17 protein-coding genes are annotated in these 19,653 nt (G+C 61.6%); 11 read left to right on the top strand and 6 right to left on the bottom strand.

Annotated features, from left to right (window positions below; genetic code table 11):
* A partial coding sequence (locus tag AB8C10_RS07930; protein ID WP_368867409.1) for a hypothetical protein occupies positions 1–182 on the bottom strand: 182 nt, incomplete at its 3' end.
* Between AB8C10_RS07930 and AB8C10_RS07925 the strand changes: the two genes are divergently transcribed.
* Positions 181–618: a holo-ACP synthase gene (locus AB8C10_RS07925; protein ID WP_005505045.1), complete on the top strand. Its 438-nt coding sequence runs from the start codon at positions 181–183 to the stop codon at positions 616–618. The genes AB8C10_RS07930 and AB8C10_RS07925 overlap by 2 nt on opposite strands.
* 69 nt (positions 619–687) lie before the next feature.
* Positions 688–2,274, top strand: a complete 1,587-nt coding sequence (locus AB8C10_RS07920; RefSeq protein WP_368867408.1) for a bifunctional ADP-dependent NAD(P)H-hydrate dehydratase/NAD(P)H-hydrate epimerase — start codon at positions 688–690, stop codon at positions 2,272–2,274.
* A gap of 231 nt (positions 2,275–2,505) precedes the next feature.
* Here the strand turns inward: AB8C10_RS07920 and AB8C10_RS07915 are convergent, their stop codons facing one another.
* The 3 genes from AB8C10_RS07915 to AB8C10_RS07905 form a co-directional block, all read right to left on the bottom strand.
* The gene (locus tag AB8C10_RS07915) at positions 2,506–3,987 is read right to left on the bottom strand and encodes a sugar transferase (protein WP_049327575.1); all 1,482 of its coding nucleotides are present in this window, start codon (positions 3,985–3,987) and stop codon (positions 2,506–2,508) included.
* Positions 3,988–4,493: 506 nt separating this feature from the next.
* The gene (locus AB8C10_RS07910) at positions 4,494–5,276 is read right to left on the bottom strand and encodes a phosphatase (protein WP_296705199.1); all 783 of its coding nucleotides are present in this window, start codon (positions 5,274–5,276) and stop codon (positions 4,494–4,496) included.
* Between the two features lie 28 nt (positions 5,277–5,304).
* The gene (locus AB8C10_RS07905) at positions 5,305–6,567 is read right to left on the bottom strand and encodes a glycosyltransferase (RefSeq protein ID WP_368867407.1); all 1,263 of its coding nucleotides are present in this window, start codon (positions 6,565–6,567) and stop codon (positions 5,305–5,307) included.
* 138 nt (positions 6,568–6,705) lie between these two features.
* Here AB8C10_RS07905 and alr point away from each other — a divergent pair, with 138 nt between their 5' ends.
* The 5 genes from alr (at position 6,706) to tsaD (ending at position 11,191) form a co-directional block, all read left to right on the top strand.
* Complete coding sequence (gene alr, locus AB8C10_RS07900) at positions 6,706–8,019, top strand: alanine racemase (RefSeq protein WP_368867406.1); 1,314 nt, start codon at positions 6,706–6,708, stop codon at positions 8,017–8,019.
* A complete protein-coding gene (gene tsaE, locus AB8C10_RS07895) occupies positions 8,019–8,621 on the top strand; it encodes a tRNA (adenosine(37)-N6)-threonylcarbamoyltransferase complex ATPase subunit type 1 TsaE (protein WP_368867405.1) in 603 nt (200 codons plus the stop codon). Before alr ends, tsaE begins: the two co-directional genes overlap by 1 nt.
* Positions 8,622–8,644: 23 nt before the next feature.
* The gene (gene tsaB / locus AB8C10_RS07890) at positions 8,645–9,472 is read left to right on the top strand and encodes a tRNA (adenosine(37)-N6)-threonylcarbamoyltransferase complex dimerization subunit type 1 TsaB (RefSeq protein ID WP_368867404.1); all 828 of its coding nucleotides are present in this window, start codon (positions 8,645–8,647) and stop codon (positions 9,470–9,472) included.
* The gene (rimI, locus tag AB8C10_RS07885; RefSeq protein WP_368867403.1) at positions 9,473–9,982 is read left to right on the top strand and encodes a ribosomal protein S18-alanine N-acetyltransferase; all 510 of its coding nucleotides are present in this window, start codon (positions 9,473–9,475) and stop codon (positions 9,980–9,982) included. It begins immediately after the preceding gene.
* 108 nt (positions 9,983–10,090) lie between these two features.
* A complete protein-coding gene (tsaD, locus tag AB8C10_RS07880; RefSeq protein ID WP_368867402.1) occupies positions 10,091–11,191 on the top strand; it encodes a tRNA (adenosine(37)-N6)-threonylcarbamoyltransferase complex transferase subunit TsaD in 1,101 nt (366 codons plus the stop codon).
* A 157-nt stretch (positions 11,192–11,348) separates the two neighbouring features.
* Here the strand turns inward: tsaD and AB8C10_RS07875 are convergent, their stop codons facing one another.
* Both AB8C10_RS07875 and AB8C10_RS07870 read right to left on the bottom strand, forming a co-directional pair.
* The gene (locus tag AB8C10_RS07875; RefSeq protein WP_368867401.1) at positions 11,349–12,497 is read right to left on the bottom strand and encodes a glutamate--cysteine ligase; all 1,149 of its coding nucleotides are present in this window, start codon (positions 12,495–12,497) and stop codon (positions 11,349–11,351) included.
* Between the two features lie 299 nt (positions 12,498–12,796).
* Entirely contained in the window at positions 12,797–14,245 is a 1,449-nt protein-coding gene (locus tag AB8C10_RS07870) for a class I SAM-dependent methyltransferase (RefSeq protein WP_368867400.1), read from the bottom strand.
* Positions 14,246–14,471: 226 nt separating this feature from the next.
* On the opposite strand from AB8C10_RS07870, the gene groES reads away from it, so the two are divergent.
* From groES to AB8C10_RS07850, 4 genes are all read left to right on the top strand, one after another.
* Positions 14,472–14,759, top strand: a complete 288-nt coding sequence (gene groES / locus AB8C10_RS07865; RefSeq protein WP_005505066.1) for a co-chaperone GroES — start codon at positions 14,472–14,474, stop codon at positions 14,757–14,759.
* A gap of 106 nt (positions 14,760–14,865) precedes the next feature.
* Positions 14,866–16,452 (top strand): chaperonin GroEL, encoded by a 1,587-nt coding sequence (gene groL, locus AB8C10_RS07860; protein ID WP_368867399.1) that lies wholly within the window; start codon positions 14,866–14,868, stop codon positions 16,450–16,452.
* Positions 16,453–16,759: 307 nt separating this feature from the next.
* Complete coding sequence (gene guaB, locus AB8C10_RS07855) at positions 16,760–18,277, top strand: IMP dehydrogenase (RefSeq protein WP_368867398.1); 1,518 nt, start codon at positions 16,760–16,762, stop codon at positions 18,275–18,277.
* A gap of 146 nt (positions 18,278–18,423) precedes the next feature.
* Positions 18,424–19,554 carry a GuaB3 family IMP dehydrogenase-related protein gene (locus AB8C10_RS07850; RefSeq protein ID WP_005505070.1) on the top strand — a complete coding sequence of 377 codons (1,131 nt, stop codon included), beginning with the start codon at positions 18,424–18,426 and terminating at the stop codon, positions 19,552–19,554.
* Positions 19,555–19,653 lie beyond the last annotated feature (99 nt).

Here is a 19,653-nt window from a genome sequence, read left to right as displayed (position 1 = left end):
TCGTTTAACCACTCGGTTATTCGGTGATGATCCAACAAAAATAGACACTGTGAAACAGGCATCAACCAGGCGTCATATTTAACGGTAAACCGCCCAAAAGAAACGAATCTCGCTAGACTTAAAACAAGAGAAACCGCAAACAGGACGCGGTCACCACCCCTAGCGCAGAAGGTGAAGCTCATGATCATGGGAATCGGCGTAGATACCGTCAACATTGAACGATTCGAACGAATCGTCACCGAAACACCCGCGTTTGTTCGCCGCGTCTTCACCCCCAACGAACGCACCCGAAACGTGCGCTCCCAAGCCGTGCGATTTGCCGCCAAAGAAGCCGTCGCAAAAGTACTCGGAGCACCCGCAGGACTCAACTGGCAAGACTGCGAAGTAGCCACCGCCGAAAGCGGCCAGCCCTACCTCATCATTCAGGGCACCATCGCCCGCCGAGCCAAAGAACTCGGCATCAACCGCATCCACCTCTCGCTGACCCACGACGAACCCATGGCTATCGCCATCGCAACCGCCGAATACCTCAGCGACGCAGAACTGGCGCACCTGCAAAAGTTCAACCCCGAAAGCTACCGACTCAGCGTCATCGCCGGAGATGACACCGACGACTAACGCAGAGCCACACCAACACCACACCAGGTGACCCCTAAGGCCCGCACGGTGCCACCCAAGGAGACAGCAATGAAGCTCATCTACACTGCTTCCCAGGTACGCGAAGCAGAAAAGCCCTACATCGAAGCCGCCGACTACGACGGCTACCTCATGCAACGCGCCGCAGACGCCGTCGCAGCCGAAGCGCAGGACCTGCTCCGCGGCAAGGAGAAAGCAAAAATCCTGCTGCTCATCGGCCCGGGCAACAATGGCGCAGACACCATCTACGCTGGAGCCCGTCTCAGCGCCAAAGGCCACCGCGTTGATGCCGTCGTCTTCGACCCCAGCGAAAAGAACCTCGAACTCATCGCCCGCGAAGGCGGTGAAGGCACCCGCGTGCTCGACCCTGCCAAAGCACAGGAACACCTGAAGAGCTATGACCTCGTACTCGACGGAATCCTCGGTACCGGAGCAAGCGGCGCCGTCCGTGGAGAAGCAGGGGAATGCCTGAACGTCCTGCGCGCCGCACAGCTCGACGGCAAGCTCGGCGCAGTCCTCGCCGTAGACACCCCCTCCGGAGTCGACAACAACCGCGGAACCGTGCACGAACCCTCCCTGCGCGCCGACCGCACCGTCACCTTCATCGGCCACAAGCTGCCGGCAGGCACCAGCCACAGCGTGCACGCCGGCGACATCAAGCTCTACGACCTGGGCGTACCCGAAGCCCTCAACGCCCACAAGCCCGCCCTGCGCGTCCTCGAGCGCGAAGACTACCGCGAGCTCATCGAAGTACCCGACGAACACTCCCACAAGTACACCCGCGGTGTACTCGGCATGCTCACCGGAAGCCTCGAATACCCTGGCGCTGCCCTCATGAGCGTGCGTGCCGCTCTCAACACCGGCGTTGGTATGGTTCGCTTTAACGCCAACTCCCACGAGCTACGCCAGCTCATGATCGCCCACAACCCCGAAACCGTCTATTTCAGCGGCGCACCCGCCCTGCAGAGGGTCACCGTCTGGGCGGGCGGCTCCGGATCCAGCCACGATTCGCTGGATAAGAACCGCTACCTGCTCCACTCGCCCGAACCCGCCATCCTCGACGCGGGCGCCTGCGACCTGGCTGCAGAATACATGGCAACCGGTAAGCACCTCGGTTCCCACAAGATTCTCACCCCGCACGCGGCAGAACTCGAACGCTTCCTGCGCATCGTGCACGAGCTCGCCCCCGAAGTCTGGACAAAGCACCTGGGCGACGCCATCGTACCCAGCCGCAAGGACATCGACGCAGAGCCCTTCCGTTGGGTGCGTGCCGCCTCCGAACTCTCCGGCGCCACCGTCATGCTCAAGGGCGGCTACACGCTCATTGCAGCACCCAACGGCGCTACCTACAGTGTTGCCGGAGGAAGCCCCTGGCTCGCCACCGCAGGTAGCGGCGACACCCTCACCGGCATCTACGGCGCACTGCTCGCCCAGACCGTAGCCGCCTTCGATGCCCGCGGAGAAGCCCTGGAAGGCTGCACCTTCGCCTCCATCGGTGCGCTCGCCGTCTACCTGCACGGCGAAGCCGCACGCGCCAGCGCCACCGGAAGCGTCAAGGACGCCCGGCCCGGCCCGGCACCCGCAACCCGCGTTGCGGAGATGCTCCCCGAAGTTATCGCCCGGCTCATCGCAGAATAGGTCGCAGAATAGGGGAGCGGAACGCCCCCTAACCCTCAGACACTCGTCTCAAGACGAAGCCAAGAGCAGACCAGACACCCTGGGTATGCAGAAGGGGCGTGAATCCACCGGAAATGGATTCACGCCCCTTCAACGCGTTTATATCAATACACGATGCCGAGCTGCCTGTGCCGGGACAGCATCACTAAAAACCGGCATACGCATCGGTGGGAGAAACTCCCACAATCCTTCTTAGTACGCGCCTTCCTTAGCGAAAACCGCACGGACAGTACGCAGAAGAATAATGAAGTCACCGGTAAGCGACCAGTTCTCAACATAGTAGAGATCCAGACGAACCGACTCTTCCCACGAAAGATCACTACGGCCCGAAACCTGCCACAGGCCGGTAATACCCGGCTTCACCAGCAGACGGCGGTACGCAATATCCTCGTACTGCTCAACTTCCTCAACCAGCGGAGGACGCGGACCCACCAGCGACATATCGCCAATGAACACGTTCCACAGCTGAGGCAGCTCATCAATTGAGTACTTACGGATGAACTTACCGATGGGGGTAATACGCGGATCGTCCTTCATCTTGAAGAGCACGCCGTTACCCTCGTTCTGCTCCATGAGGCGCTTCTTAACCTCTTCAGCATCAGTACGCATCGAACGGAACTTCACCATCTTGAAAAGCTCACCGTTCAGACCCACACGGTTCTGAAGGAAGAAGACCGGGCCGCCATCACGCTTAACCAGCAGAGCAACCACCAGGAACAGCGGAGAGAGCAGAATCAAACCCAGACCCGAGGACACAACGTCCACGGCGCGCTTGAAGAACGCCGACAGACCGGTAATACGCGGAGTCGACACGTGCACCAGCGGCAGACCGTTCAGCGGCTGCATGTGCATACGCGGACCAGCAATATCGGTCGTAGCCGGAGCCATAATCAGCGAAATATGCGCATCCGCCAGCTTCCAACCCAGCAGACGAACCTGATCCGGGCTCAAGTGGTGGCCATTCGTAACAGCGACCATGTGAATATCGTTCTCGCGGATAGCTTCCATAATGTCAGCCGGCGAGGTGCTGTAACCAAGCACCGGAATCGGCGCACCAGCAACAGTAGTGCCGGGAGTGAAACCGGGCAGGTAGAACGCAGCGGGGGACAGGCCGGAAGCAACCACATCCTTCAAATTCTTGTACAGGTGCTGACCGGTCGTCACATCAGAAATAATCATGACGCGAGTCAGCGCGCGACCGCGAGTACGCGAACGCACCAGGCCCTGACGAATAACCCAACGCTCCATCAACAGGAAGAACAGACCCAGCGGATAAGCAATCAGCAGGTACATGCGGGTGACGTCAACCTTGAGGAAGAACGCCACAATAATCAGCAGACAGAAGAAATAAGTACTGCCGCGAGTAATGAGGCGGTACTCCTCAGTACCGAAACCCATAATGCGCAGGCTACGGGAGCCATTCACCTGGAGAATAAACCACCAGCCAACGGTCAGACCAATACCCAAGAAGATATAGTCCATCGCGGGTACGCGGCCATCGAGAACATTAATAGGCCAAACGTTCACATAGGGCAGGTCAGCATTCTCCCACCCGAAACGAATTAGATGCGCAGCGACAACCGCAACAGCAATGGCGAAAAAATCGCCAAAGTAAAGGGCACGCTGAACCTTGGGATGCCAGCTTCGCTTGATAACGAAGTCTGAACCCCACATTTTTTTAAGACGATCTTGTACTTTCAACGGTGTAATCTTCCCCGGAAATTTGTCCTGTATTGCGGACTGAGAGCGGCGAATAGGCACATTTACCCCTAATTATCGGTGTAAGGGAGACGTGTCCTAGTCTTTGTCCTGATGAATGAGTGAACCCTTAATCTTGCTGAGTGAATAATGGCAGAGACTACGGCAAAGGCGCTGGTAAGACGCCTAGTGGAGCGTTATATGAGCTCGCTGAGCGCATAAACGTGTTCCGTAAACTATTCTACGGGGTCGGGGGTCTTCAGTCTCGAAGAATGAAGAGGCAAAGTCGCTCCGGTGTGATGAAATCAATCACAGAAAAAGAAGGGAATAAGAGCCTCCGGGAAGAATGCCTAGTGGAGCTAAGAAACTCCCAAAACTACCGGTATGTTTCACGCATCTGCAGAAAAACAATAACCGGCATATAAAAAGACAAACCCCGGAGGCTCAATAACAAGCCCTACGCACACGGCGTAAAAGGGACATTAAGGGCGCTCAAGCCCCGCACGATCCAAAATGAAATCAATCATCGGTTCATAGCGACGCGGCGGAACGTTATCATCCATCGGCACACACACCGGCAAATCTCCCTGCTCAGCCGCAACAAACAGACCCGGATCATTACAATCCGCAATGCCAATCGTCAGCAGCTTACGAGTAGACGCCGCATAACCACCCATACCGTGATCCGAAACCACCAGATCCGGGGTCACGCCGCGCGCCTCCAGCTGATCCAAAGCGATGCGCATCGGGCCGGGGAAATGCGTATGCTGCAGGTTGCCGTACTGCTCAAACATCACGACATCCATAATCTGGCGGACGTCACCGTCGAGGAAGCGCTCGCCCTCCTCAATCTGAAGAACCTCCGCGCCAGCAGCCTTCGCTGCCGCAGCCATCACCGCGTAAATGGGGAACAGACCCGCCGGGTGACCGGTCGCAAACAGAATGCGGGAACCGGCGCGTACCGCCTCACCGAAGATGCGGGCGTATTCCTCCAGAGCGCTGATGCACTGCTCAGCACCAATAGTGTCCTGACCGTGAGTATGCGAACGATCCGGGTTCAGACCCGCGCGGCGAACCATCACCTCAAACACCGAATCGTAATCCCACTCGCGGGTCCACTGCACACCAAACTCAAGGTGCTCATTACCATCCAGGAAACCCTGAATATGGTCCAGGTTATTCTCTCGGGCGGTTGCCACCTCGCCGGTAATACGCACAGAATCCAGGTACGCGGCGAACTCATCGCGGCTCATCGAGAAAGACATTAAAACTCCTCACAACGTGAAAAATACATTACTGCGAGATACCCTCACGTACCTCGGCATAAGCTTCCAGGGTCTTACGCGCCGTCTGCTCCCAACCCATCGTGCGGGCACGCGCCGCGGCGTTCGCACCCAACGAATGACGCAGATACGGGGCACGCACCAGACGCTCAATAGCTGCAGCCCAACGCTGCGGAGTACGAGGCGCCACCAGCAGGCCCGTACGGTGGTTCTCCACCGCAAAGCGCAGACCGTCAGCATCCGTAGCGAGCACCGCCGCGCCGCACGCCTGCGCCTCCAGAGCCACCAACCCGAACGTCTCAGACGACGACGGGGACGCCACGATATCGGCAGCACGGAAAATATTCGCCAACTCAGACGCCGGAACCGGATCCTTCAAATGCACCCGATCTGCCACACCCAGCTCAGCTGCACGCTGCAACAGGCGGCGCTCATAATCCGAATCGGAACGACCAATAATGTCCACATCCACCTGCAGATCGGAGGGGAGCAGCGCGAGCGCCTCCACCAGCAGATGCGGGCCCTTCAACGGCTGAGGCCTACCGGTAAACACAATGCGGCAACGAGTCTCCGAGGTGTCATTGAGCGGATGCACGCCAGGAATCGTATGGAAAATCGAGGTGTCAACACCCGGGGGGATAATGGCAAGCTTCTGCGCGTCCGTACCGTAGTACTCGCCCATCTGCTGCGCCTCCAGGGGAGTATTCACAATCACCCGGCTCGCGGAGCTACTCATGAGGCGCTCGGCTCGGTAGCGTTCCTCAGGCTCGGGTGCTTCACCTTCGCCGCGGCGCGCATCCTTGGCGGCAGCCGTCGTATGCGGAGTGAAAAGAACGGGGACCGGGAAGCCGGCGCCCTGAGCCGACCACAGCTGGGATGCACGAGCTGCACCCTGACCCGACAGCCAGTAGTGGGCGTGAATAATATCCGGGGTGTACAGCGCCTGCTCCACGCACGCCTGCGCAAAATCATCGGTGACCGTAGCCAACTCGTTCTTCGAAAGACCACGAGCGGACGGAAGATCAAGGCTGTGGCGCACAAGGCGCTCGCCGGGCTGAGGCGGCTGACGGAATGGAGAATCAGCCGGAAGCGCCTCACCGCGGTCCAGGGTGAAAACCTCAACCCGTAGCTCGGGATCCAGCTCCAGCATGGCATGCACCGACCGGGCAATATAGACGTTCATGCCGCCTGCATCTCCGCTACCGGGCTGCGCAAAAGGGTCGGTGTGCATGGAATACACGTGAACCGTCCGAACCGGCGGCAGAGTGCTCATCGATGCTTTCCTCTCTAAAGGGGTACCTGACCTAGTGTAGCGCGACAGGACTTTCGCACAGAGGGAGGTCTAGAATTTAGTAGAAGAGAGGCTGCTCAAGTACAGCCTGTAGTACCCGCCCGTCAGAAACGAAGGACCATGACTCACCCTCAGCAGCATGCCGAACCGCTTTACTGCCCGCCCTGTGCTCCCGGCCAGGTGGAACGTAGCGCCACGATTGATCTTGACGCGCTGGAACATAACGTGCGCCGACTCAAGGAACTCATTGGCGACCGCGTGCTCATCGCAGTGATTAAGGCGGATGCGTACGGTCACGGCGCGTACCCGGTGGCACGTTCGGCTATCGCCGCCGGCGCTGACCTGCTGGGCGTGGTGCACGTGAACGAGGCGCTGGAACTGCGTGCCGACGGTATTGATGCGCCGCTCATGGCGTGGCTGCACACCCCCTCTACCGACTTTGATGCGGCGCTACAGGAGAAGATCCGCCTGGGTGTTTCCGGTTGGGACCTGGAGGCGGTTGCCGCCGCCGCTGAACGCACCGGCGAGCGCGCTATCGTGCATCTGAAGGCTGATACCGGTCTGGGTCGTAACGGCGCCACCGCGGCGGATTGGCCTGCGCTGGTGGCTCGCGCCGCCTCCCTGGAGGATGCCGGTCTGATTACGGTTGAGGGTATTTTCAGCCACCTGGCGGTTGCGGATGAGCCGACCCGCGCCGAGACTGCACAGCAGCTCAATACCCTGGATACTTTTGTGGCTCGGGCACGCGAGGCTGGCCTGGACCCGAAGATTGTGCATCTGGCGAACTCGCCGGCGACCCTGACCGCATCGCTGGAGGGTTGGGATACGGAGGAGCGTCTGCTCGGTGACGGTGTGCGTTGCGGTTTGGCGCTCTACGGTCTTTCCCCGCTGCCGGAGGTGACCGCTGAGGACCTGGACCTGAAGCCCGTCATGACGGTGGGTAGCTACATTGCCGCGGTGAAGGAAGTTCCTGCAGGTCAGGGTGTTTCCTACGGCCTGCGCTACCACACTCCCAAGGCGACCACCCTGGCGCTGGTGCCGCTCGGCTACGCGGACGGCGTTCCTCGCATTGCGGAGAACGCGCCGGTGCGCATCTACCCGGGAGTACAGAACGCAGAGGACAGCACCGTACCTAACAACGCGGAAGGCACAACCTACCGCGTGGTCGGCCGCGTCGCCATGGACCAGATGGTCGTTGACCTGGGCGAACCCGGCCTGAGCGACCCCTCCCTGGGCTACCTGGGCGCGCCCGCCATCCTTTTTGGTGCCGGCGAGAACCCGCCCGTAGAAGAGTGGGCGGAAGCCGCGCAGACCATTAACTACGAAATCGTGACCCGCATTTCTCCCCGCGTGGAGCGCCTCTACGTTGGCGGCTCCTGGGTTGAAGCTGAACTGAACGAGCTGTGGGGCACCGGCGAGGAACAGGAGGGCTAATGAGTGCTGAATACATTTCTGCCGCCCTCGACCTGGACGTGACCGGCCCCGACCATACCCGCCGCCTGGCGCTCGCCCTGGCACAGCACCTGAACGCCGGGGACGTACTGCTCCTCTCGGGTGAGCTCGGCGCGGGCAAGACCACGTTCACCCGCTCCCTGGGCGAAGGCCTGGGCGTGCGCGAAGGTGTTATCTCACCGACCTTCGTGCTCTCGCGCGTGCACCCGAACCTGCCGGACGGTCCCCGACCCGGCGGCCCCGACCTGGTACATGTGGACGCCTACCGCCTCTCCAGCGCCGAAGAGCTCGACGACCTGGACCTGGAGTTCTCCCTGCCGCGCTCGGTGACCGTCATCGAGTGGGGCCGCGATAAGGCTGAGCACCTGAGTGATTCCCGCTTGGAACTGGACTTCACCCGCCTGACCGGCGCGGATGCACGCTTCGCCTACTCGGGCGCCGAAGAATTCAGCTGGGACGACGAAGACGACGAAAGCGACGAGGATGCGGACACCCCCGAGCCTCGCCTGCTGCGGGTGCGCGCCTTCGGCCCCCGCTGGGAGCACGCTTTCGATGCCCTGAAAGATGCCCTGCAGAGCGCCTAGAGCCCGCGCGTTAGAATGATAGGGTGCTAGTACTTGCCCTTGATTCATCCGCCACCGCATCTGTGGCGCTCGCCCGTGTGCACGGCTCCGAAGCCGGTGCGTCCTTCGAAATCCTCGCCCGTTACGAGAGCGAAGATACCCGCTCCCACGCTGAGGTGATGGGCCCCTACGCGCAGGCGGCCCTGCAGGACGCCGGCGTGCGCGGCGAAGATTTGGATGCGATTCTGACCGGTACCGGCCCGGGACCTTTTACGGGTCTTCGCGCCGGTATCGTTACTGCGCGCGCCCTGGGTTTTGCCTGGTCGGTGCCGGTGTACGGCATGATGAGCTTGACCGCCCTGGCTGAGCGCGCTGTATCCGGTGCGGCTGCCGGGGAAGCAGGCGCAGTTGCCGAGGAAGAGAACGTAGAACGAGCGTTCGCTTCTGCTGATCTTATCGAAGATGCTGAGCTGCTCGTACTCTCCGATGCGCGCCGCCGCGAAGTCTACTCCGCCCGCTACCGCGTGAACGCCGAAGGCTACAGCCTGGTGGACGGACCGAACGTATGCCTCGCCTCCGAAATTCTGCCCGGTGGGGGTCCCTCCTACGCCTACGGCTACGGCGCCGGCCTGTACTCCGAAACTCTCGAAGAGCACGGCTGGACCATCGTCGATTCTGCCCGTCAGGTTCACCCCCACGCCGAGTACCTGGTTGCCGCCGCGGCACGCCTGGGCGTAGAGAACCTGAGCGAGGACACCTCCGCCCAGTACCTGCGCGACTCGGACGCAAAGGTCCCCGCCGCAATGCTCGCCCGCCAGCAGAAGCAGGGCGCACAGGCAGCTGCACAGACTGCCGCGCAGAAGGAGAACTAAATGAGCGCTACCGAAAATATCGTGCGAGACAACCTGGCACTGGGCGCCCGCCTGCGCATTGCCGAACTTGCCGACGTGCAGGCCATGCACCGCATGGAAACCACACTGTTCCCCGCCGACGCCTGGCACATCGACATGTTCCTCGAGGAACTGACCCACCCGACCCGCACCTACTACATGCTCGAACTGCCTGCAGAAGGTTCGGAAGATAACGAGGGCAGCTGGCGCGCTATCGGCTACTGCGGAACCATGGTCGTAGCCGACACCGCCGACGTTCAAACTATCGGCGTGCTCCCCGAGTACGAGGGCCACGGCTACGGTCGCGCCATGCTCGAGCAGATGCACAAGCGCGCCCGCGAGCAGGGTGCCGAGCGCATCTTGCTGGAGGTGCGTGCCGACAACCCGCGCGCCCAGCGCCTCTATGAACGCAACGGCTACCGCGCAATTCATGTGCGCCGCGGCTACTACGATGACGGAACCGACGCCATCATTATGGAATGCACGTTCTAAATATCACGGTAGGCTAAAGCGCAATCCCCGCAATACGGGCGAGCACCCGCCCCTAGATCACAGCATCAAGAAGCACTACGCGCAGACAGCGCAACAGAAAGACGAACTATGAGCACTCGCGAACCCCTCGTTCTGGGTATCGAATCCTCCTGCGATGAGACCGGTATCGGCATTGTGCGCGGTGCACAGCTGCTCAGCAACACCATCTCCTCCTCCATGGAAGAGCACGTGCGCTTTGGCGGCGTGATCCCCGAAATCGCTTCCCGCGCCCACCTGGACGCCATGATTCCCGCCCTCAAGGCGGCACTCGCCGAAGCGGACATCACCCTCGATGAGGTGGATGCCATTGCCGTCACCGCTGGCCCCGGCCTGGCTGGCGCCCTCATGGTGGGCGTCTCCGCGGCGAAGGCGCTCGCTATTGCCACCGGCAAGCCCCTCTACGGCATTAACCACCTGGTCGCACACGTTGGCGTTGGCCTGCTGGAGGACAACGGCACCGAAGACGGCTCCGACCTGCTGGCGAATGCCGGATCCGGTGGCCTGGGTGCGCTACTAGTCTCTGGCGGTCATACCGAAATCCTGCAGGTGCGCGATATTACCTCCGATGTGCGTCTGCTCGGCGCGACCCTCGACGATGCCGCAGGCGAGGCCTACGACAAGGTCGCCCGACTGCTCGGCCTGGACTACCCGGGCGGCCCCGCGATTGATCTCGCCGCCGCCGAGGGTAACCGCAACGCCTTCGTGTTCCCGCGCGGCCTGTCGAACCGCAAGTTCATGGGCACCGCCGAGGAGCCCGGCGCACACCGCTACGATTTCTCCTTCTCCGGCCTGAAGACCGCCGTGGCGCGCGTGATCGAAAGCTTTGAAGCAGCCGGTGAAGAGGTCCCGGTTGCCGATATTGCCGCGTCCTTCCAGGAGGCGGTCGTGGACGTTATCACCAAGAAGGCGATGCTCGCCTGCCGAGAGCAGGGCATGAAGACCCTGCTGCTCGGCGGTGGCGTGGCGGCTAACTCGCGCCTGCGTGAGCTGCTTGCCGCCCGATGCGCCTCCGAGGGGGTGCGCCTGATTATCCCGAAGTTCACCCTGTGCACCGATAACGGCGCGATGGTTGCGGCGCTGGGTGCCCGCCTGGTCGCTGCCGGTCGTGAGCCCTCGGGTGTGGACTTCACGACGGATTCCTCGCTGCCGGTGACCACGGTCTGTTTCTAAACGGGCTGCCTCTGAAATAGCTACTTCCGCAGGGATTATGAGCGCGAGCCCGTTGATGCGGCTCGCCTCGAAAATACTCATAGAAATGCCTCGGCACAGTCTCACAAAGGACTGCGCCGAGGCATTTTCTGTATTCAAACTTTAGCTGGGGGCGGCTCTAACGCAGCGCTCGCGCACGAGACTGCGCGGCAACATCCAGCGCCACCTCACGCAGAGAGCCGGTCTTCTCAAAGACCGCACGCTGACGATCCGCACCCGTACCCTCGGCGAGGATGCGGCGTACCTGCGCCAGCTCTACCTCGCAGTCAAGGTCGCGTGCCACCGGCTCCAGCTTGGGCAGAAGCAGCTCAAAATCTTCACGCAGGGTACGCTGCACCGGCTCGTTAGAGACCACGATCTTAGCCTCCAGGCCGTAGCGGGCAACGCGCCACTTATTCTCCTGCGCGTGCCAGGGGGCGAGCACCTCAACGCTTTCACCCGCCTCAATCTGGCGGGAGAAGTACTCCACCAGGCACTGCGTGAACGCCACGATCGCCGCAACATCCGGCAGGGAGGCGAGGCCATCGCAATAGCGCATCTCAATAGTGCCGTAACGCGGAACCGGGCGAACATCCCAACGGTCCTCGCTCGGGTCGTTGATCACGTCGGTCGCCACGAGTGACTCCAGGTAGTCGCTGTACTGCTCCCAGGTGTCAAAGTGGAAGGGCAGACCGTTCGTGGGCAGCTGCTGGTAAAGCTGGGTGCGGTGCGAAGCGTAACCGGTATCGACCCCATCCCAGTAGGGGGAAGAGCACGAAAGCGCCAGCAGGTGCGGTCCGTAGTTGGTCAGCGCGTCAATAAGCGGCAGAACCTTATCGCGGGAGTCAACACCCACGTGCACGTGCACGCCGTAAATGACCATGTGGCGGCCCCAATACTGGGCGCGCTCGACCACGCGCTGGTAGCGTTCCTTCGCCACAACCGGCTGGTCAGCCCAGTGGGAGAAAGGGTGAGTGCCGGCGGGGTAGAACTCAATGCCCAGCTCATCGGTGATGTCGCGCAGGGTATCCGTCAAATCCTGCAGCTGACGGCACGCCTCAGCGACGGTGCGGCAGATGCCGGTCACCACTTCGACGGTGTTCTCCAGAAACTCGCCGGTCACATGCGCCCGGTTGGAGGCGGGCTCAAGCAGTTCGGGGCGGCGCTCGCGCAGGATGGATAGCACCTCGCTGGCGCGCTGGGTCAGGGCACCGCTTTCACGGTCGATGAGCGCAATCTCCCATTCCACGCCGAGAGTGGACTGCGGGGAGGTAGCAAAGTCAATCATATTGCCTTTCCTGCGTCTGGAAATAGGGTCGTGCATGGTGCCGACTATGGAAGTTATTATCGGTGGGCTCTACCCGGCTGTGCGCTAGCCGGTGGGAGCCGGCTTTTGCGGGGGAGTACCTCTACTAGGCACCGTATCTAGTGTACGGTCTTGCGGTGCCCGGTGCCCTGTCGAGTGCAGAATCCGGAACGGGAAACGTCATGAATCGTCACGAACGGTAACCCGTCCTCGGGTCTGGGCAGTCGGGTCTGGGTCGTCAGCGCTGGGTAGTTCGGTATGGGCAGCCGGGGCTGGTGAGGTTAGAGCGGGCGCACATGCCAGCCGACGCGGCGTGAATCCCTACCCGAACCGATGCGGGTAAAGACCAGCGTCGCCGGACGGTACGAGGGCTCCTGCACACCCGAAGAAGAATTAACGTTCTTTTTCTGTTTCTTCTTGGAAGGCTTAGAACCCGCCGAACCCAGCAGGCGCGCACGCAACTGCTCCGGAACAATGTCCACGCCACGCTTCTTAATCGTCAGCGCCGTAAAGCCCTGCTCACGCACCCAACGCTTCAGCTGCTTCTCCTGCAGGGGAATCTCCTCCAGCACCTCGTAGCAGGCAACCAACGGATGCTCCACCGGCTCGGCAGAACACAGGTACGCCAGGTGCTCATCCAGCAGGTGCGCGCCAATACTCTGCGCAAACTCAGCGACCAGATGCGAGCGCACAATCGCCGGGGCAGGCTCCAGCAGGTATTCACCCGGCTGCGGCAGGGACACCGGAACGTCAACACTCTGCTCCGCCTCTTCCGCCGTCAAGGGGCTGCGGAAGCTCACCGCCTCGTAGGGAGGCAGTAGGGCGCCGGTTTTGGTTGAGCCTTCGGTTGATCCTTCATTAGGGGCAGCCTCTTCCGCAGGCCACTCGCGCACAGAGGTTGCCGTGCGAGCCACCCCCTCCTGAGCCAGTGCGTTAAACCAGAGCACCAACTCGGCGAGGGATCCCTCCGACTGGATCCACTCCGCCTCAACGCGCGGGTTGGGGTTCGCCTCCGACGCAATATCTTCGGGCGAGGGGATGCCCTCATGAGGAAAACCGGGGCCCAACTTCACGCCCATCGGCACACCCGTACGCGCCAGATTCAGCACGAACGAGAACGGGGGAGAGAACGCCTCCGGATCAAAAAGACGCTCCGTCTGAGCCTTCTTAGCACCGCGCAACTCGCGGCGTGCCGGGTCCATCCACACAATGCCCACCGGCTCACCGGCAGCGTCCAGAAGTTCACCGTGCACATAATCGGTCACATCCCCCGAATACACGCGCGCCTGCGGGCAAAACTCAAGGTTCTTCGCCGCAAAAGAAGCCGTCAGCGGATCCAACTCCACCGCAACCACGGCACCGCGCTCCGCCGCATACACGGCAGAATCCGAGGCGATACCGCACCCCAAATCAGCCACCGTGCCGGCAACCGGGCGCAGACGCTGAGCGCGATAATGCGCAATCACCGGGCGGGTCGCCTGCTCCGCCGCCTCCTGAGTGAGCATGAGGGTGCGGGCGCGCTCGCCGAACTTGGCGCGCGCACGGGTACGAGCCTGCGCCAGCGAAATAATCTGCGCAGACTCCTCGGGGCTGAAACCTCGCGAACGCAAAGAAGTAACGGCGCTGAGCGTATCCGAGCCCAGCGGGTAGAGCTCATCGGCTGCCGCGAGCGCTTCGGCACTGAACGGAAGCTTGGCGGCGGGAGTAAAAGGGGATGCGGGAATAGGCATGCTCCTCATTTTACGGGGTGCCGGTTTTGAGAGGTGGGGAGCCCGATCTGCTCGGTTTTTTGCTCAGCGTTCGCCTTGCGGTGAAACACCCCGGCAGAGGGGTGCTTTTCTTGACCGAAAGCACAGGTGAAACTAGAGTTGAGGTAGCACTCGAGACAGTCATTGGGCGCGCCACTGCGCCGCTGTCTCGCATCAAACGTAAATCCACAACCCGGAGGAACCGATTATGGCTATCAAGCCCCTGGAAGACCGCGTCGTTATCAAGATCGAGCAGGCTGAGCAGACCACCGCATCCGGTCTGGTCATCCCCGAAACTGCGAAGGAAAAGCCGCAGGAAGCACGCGTTGTCGCCGTTGGCCCGGGCCGCGTGGATGAGAAGGGCAACCGCATTCCCGTAGACATCAAGGAAGGCGACGTTGTCGTGTTCTCCCGCTACGGTGGCACCGAGGTTAAGTACCAGGGCGAAGAGTACCTGATTCTCTCCGCACGCGACGTTCTGGCAATCGTCGACTAATACTTTCAGATGCTCATGCGCCGTACCGCTCATCCGGTACGGCGCATGAGCTATCATCTGCCCCTTAAAAATTTCCTTTCTGTGACGCACTAGGAGTAGCGAACACATGGCTAAGCAGCTTGAATTCAACGATGCCGCCCGCAAGTCCCTGCAGGCTGGCGTCGATAAGCTGGCAAACGCGGTCAAGGTAACCCTCGGCCCGCGCGGGCGCAACGTTGTGCTCGACAAGCAGTGGGGTGCACCCGTCATCACCAACGACGGCGTGTCCATTGCTCGCGAAATTGAACTGGACGACCCGTACGAAAATCTGGGCGCCCAGCTGGCGAAGGAAGTCGCCACCAAGACCAACGACGTAGCCGGTGACGGCACCACCACCGCAACCGTGCTCGCACAGGCACTGGTCAACGAGGGCCTGCGCAATGTTACCAGCGGCGCGGCACCCGCCGACGTCAAGCGCGGCATTGAGGCTGCTGTGGAGGCTGTTTCCGCACGCCTGCTCGAGAACGCACGCCCCGTGCAGGGCCCCGAGGTGGCGCACGTTGCCGCTATCTCCGCCCAGTCCGAGCAGATCGGTGAGCTGCTGGCTCGCGCCTTCGAGAAGGTCGGCCAGGACGGCGTCATCACCATCGAAGACGGCTCCTCCACCGAAATCGAACTGGACATCACCGAAGGTATGCAGTTCGACAAAGGCTACCTCTCGCCCTCCTTCGTCACCGACGCTGAGCGCGGCGAAGCAGTGCTGGAGAACAGCCTCGTGCTGCTCTACCAGGGCAAGATTTCCACCATCGCAGAAATCATGCCCGTGCTCGAGAAGATCGTTCAGGCGAAGAAGCCGCTGACCATCATCGCAGAAGACGTTGACGGTGAGGCGCTCTCCGCACTGGTCGTGAACAAGCTGCGCGGCACCATCAACGTGGTCGCTCTGAAGGCTCCCGGTTTCGGTGACCGCCGCAAGGCAATCATGCAGGATTTGGCAATTCTGACCGGCGGCACCGTCGTGACCGGTGAGCTCGGCATTGACCTGCCGCAGGTCACCCTGGAGCACCTGGGCTCGGCACGCCGCGTGACCGTCACCAAGTCCCACACCACCATCGTGGACGGTGGCGGCGACCCCGAGGCAATCGAGGACCGCGTGCAGCAGCTGCGCCGTGAAATTGAGCGTGTGGATTCCGAATGGGACCGCGAGAAGCTCAAGGAGCGCCTGGCTAAGCTCGCCGGTGGCGTGGGCGTCATCAAGGTCGGTGCCGCAACCGAGGTTGAGGCGAAGGAACGCAAGCACCGCATCGAGGATGCTGTGTCCTCCACCCGTGCAGCCCTGGAAGAGGGCATCGTCTCCGGTGGCGGTTCCGCACTGGTTCACGCGCTGAAGGCACTGGACGGCATGGACCTGGGCAACCACGACGCAAACGTGGGTGTACAGATTGTTCGCCGCGCCCTGGTTCAGCCGCTACGCTGGATCGCTGAGAACGCTGGCGAAGACGGTTACGTCATCGTCTCGAAGGTCTCCGAGCTGCCTGTGGGTCACGGCTTTAACGCCAAGGCCGGCGAGTACGTGGACCTCATCGAAGCCGGCGTGATTGACCCGGTGAAGGTGACCCGTTCGGCTCTGCAGAACGCATCCTCCATCGCGGCTCTGGTGCTGACCACCGAGACCCTGGTGGTTGAGAAGCCCGAAGAAACTGAAGAAGACTAAATAGTGTGTGTGCCCGGTGCCGCCTCCTCCACTATGGAGGCGGTACCGGGCACTCGCTGTCGGTAGGCTCGGATGCGCTCGCCTCTGAGCGTGCTAGAACCTGCCGACAGCCTCCCGCTGAGGAGCGCTTACTATGAGTGTTTCTCAGCAAAGAAACCTTTAGCGGTTTACTATAGAAGGTAAGCTGCTCCCGTTTGCGCTCAAACCACCTTGTGGGGTGCGAGCAGACGGGCTGTACCGCATCTTGACATACGCAACGTATAGGCTGAGCTTCTCACCGATGAAGCCAGCATCCGAAAGGTAGACAATGACCATTCCCACCGCTCTGTCCGAGGATCCCTTCGGCTTCACCGGCCTGACCTATGATGACGTGCTGCTGCTGCCCGGTAACACCGACGTCATTCCCTCCGATGCGGACACCTCCACCCGCCTGTCCAAGCGCATCACCCTGAACACCCCCATTATTTCCGCTGCAATGGACACCGTGACCGACTCCGCTATGGCAATCGCTATGGCACGTCTGGGCGGTATGGGCGTTATCCACCGCAACCTCTCCATTGAGGACCAGGCTGCACACGTTGACCGCGTGAAGCGCTCCGAGTCCGGCATGATTATCAACCCCGTCACCATCGGTGCTGACGCAACCATCGCCGAGTACGATGAGGTCTGCGGCTACTACAAGGTTTCCGGTCTGCCCGTCGTCAGCGAAGAAGGCGTGCTGGAAGGTATCATCACCAACCGCGATATCCGCTACATCTCCCGCTCCGACTACGACGGCATTCGCGTTCGCGACATCATGACCCCCATGCCGCTGGTCACCGCGCACCCCAGCGTCACCAAGGACGAAGCATTCGCGCTGCTGTCCCACAACAAGATTGAGCGTCTGCCCCTGGTCGACGACGCAGGCAAGCTCGCCGGTCTGATTACCCTGAAGGACTTCGTCAAGACCGAGCAGTACCCCAACGCCACCAAGGACGAGGACGGCCGCCTGCGTGCCGGCGCCGCTATCGGCTTCTTCGGTGACGGCTACGAACGCGCAATGACCCTGGTCGAGGCTGGCGTCGACGCACTGTTCGTGGACACCGCAAACGGCCACTCTCAGGGCGTGCTCGACATGATTGCCCGCCTGAAGAAGGACCCCGCCGCAGCACACGTGGACGTTATTGGTGGCCAGGCTGCAACCCGCCTGGGCGCACAGGCAATCATCGACGCTGGCGCTGACGGCGTGAAGGTCGGCGTTGGCCCCGGCTCCATCTGCACCACCCGCATTATCGCCGGTGTTGGCGTTCCCCAGGTGACCGCTATCAACGAGTCCGCTAAGGCAGCAATCCCGGCAGGCGTGCCGCTAATCGCTGACGGCGGTATGCAGCACTCCGGCGAGATTGGTAAGGCACTGGTTGCTGGCGCTGACTCCGTGATGCTCGGCTCCCTGCTGGCCGGTACCACCGAGTCTCCCGGCGAGCTGATCTTCATGAACGGTAAGCAGTACAAGGCATACCGCGGCATGGGTTCGCTCGGCGCGATGCAGACCCGCGGCCGCCACAAGTCCTTCTCCAAGGACCGCTACTTCCAGGCTGACGTCTCCAGCGAAGAGAAGCTGATCCCCGAAGGCATTGAGGGTCAGGTTCCCTTCCGCGGCCCGCTCTCCGCAGTGATTCACCAGCTCGAAGGCGGCCTGCGCCAGACCATGTTCTACGTCGGTTCCCGCACCATCGAGGAACTCAAGCACAAGGGTCAGTTCGTGCGCATCACCCCCGCAGGTCTGAAGGAATCGCACCCGCACGACATCATGATGACCGTTGAAGCACCGAACTACCGCCGCTAAAACGCATCACTAACGATGATTCGCCGCATGGCGTGCACACCATGCGCCGTTGAGCCCGCCCCATACCCGCTCGGGTATCGGGGCGGGCATCGGCGCGAATAACGCCCAGCGGCACCCCTCAAACCGAATTCGAAAGGATTCACCCCATGTCTGAAATTCAGATTGGCCTCTCCAAGAACGCCCGCCCCACCTACTCCCTGGACGACGTGGCGCTGGTGCCCACCCGCCGTACCCGCGACCGCCGCGACGTCGACACCTCCTGGCAGATTGACGCCTTCAAGTTCGACACCCCGATTATTGGTGCGCCCATGGACTCGGTCATGTCCCCGGCGACCGCTATTGCACTGGGCAAGCTGGGTGGCCTGGGCGTGCTGAACCTTGAGGGCCTGTGGACCCGCTACGAGGACCCGCAGCCGCTGCTCGACGAGATTGTTGAACTGCCCGAGGCGGACCCCGCCTCCGCAACCACCCGCATGCAGCAGATTTACTCCGAGCCGATTAAGCCGGAACTGATTACTGCGCGCCTGGAAGAGATTCGTGACTCCGGCGTGGTTGTTGCAGGCTCCCTGAGCCCGCAGAACACCCAGGAGCACTACGAGACCGTGGTGAAGGCAGGCGTTGAGCTGTTCGTTATCCGCGGTGCGTCCGTCTCCGCTGAGCACATTTCGACCTCTCACGAGCCGCTGAACCTGAAGAAGTTCATCTACGAACTGGACGTTCCCGTCATCGTCGGTGGCGTGGCTGGCTACTCGCAGGCTAAGCACCTGATGCGTACCGGCGCAGCCGGCGTGCTGGTGGGCTTCGGTGGCGGCTCCGCTCAGACCACCCGCCAGGGCCTGGGCATCTCCGCACCGATGGCAACCGCTATTGCCGACGTCGCAGCGGCACGTTCGGACTACCTGGACGAGTCCGGTGGCCGCTACGTACACGTGATTGCTGACGGTTCCCTGGGCCGCTCCGGCGACATGGTGAAGGCACTCGCACTGGGCGCCGACGCTGTCATGCTGGGTGCTCCGCTGGCTCGCGCATCTGAGGCTCCCGGCCAGGGCTGGTACTGGGGCAACGAGGCGCACTCGCTGGACTTCCCGCGCGGCGTACGCACCCCGCTGGGTGTTGTCGGCTCCCTGGAGGAGGTCCTGTACGGTCCTTCGCACCACGTGAACGGCACCAGCAACATTGTCGGTGCGCTCAAGCGCGCGATGGCTAACTGCGGTTACCTGGACCTGAAGAAGTTCCAGAAGGCGGACCTGACCGTGGTTCCCGCATACCGCGGCTAATGTAGCTTCATGAATCACCGCTTGGCGGTTGGCAGGTTTTGGTCTGCCGGTCGCCGGGCGGTGCTTTCTATACGCGCGCTCTACCCTGTTAGGGCATGT

Origin of the sequence: Rothia mucilaginosa (genome assembly GCF_964210535.1) — a bacterium.
GTDB classification, from domain to species: domain Bacteria; phylum Actinomycetota; class Actinomycetes; order Actinomycetales; family Micrococcaceae; genus Rothia; species Rothia mucilaginosa_F.
Note: the sequence above shows the minus strand (reverse complement) of the source record. Positions and strands in the feature narration are given on the sequence as shown.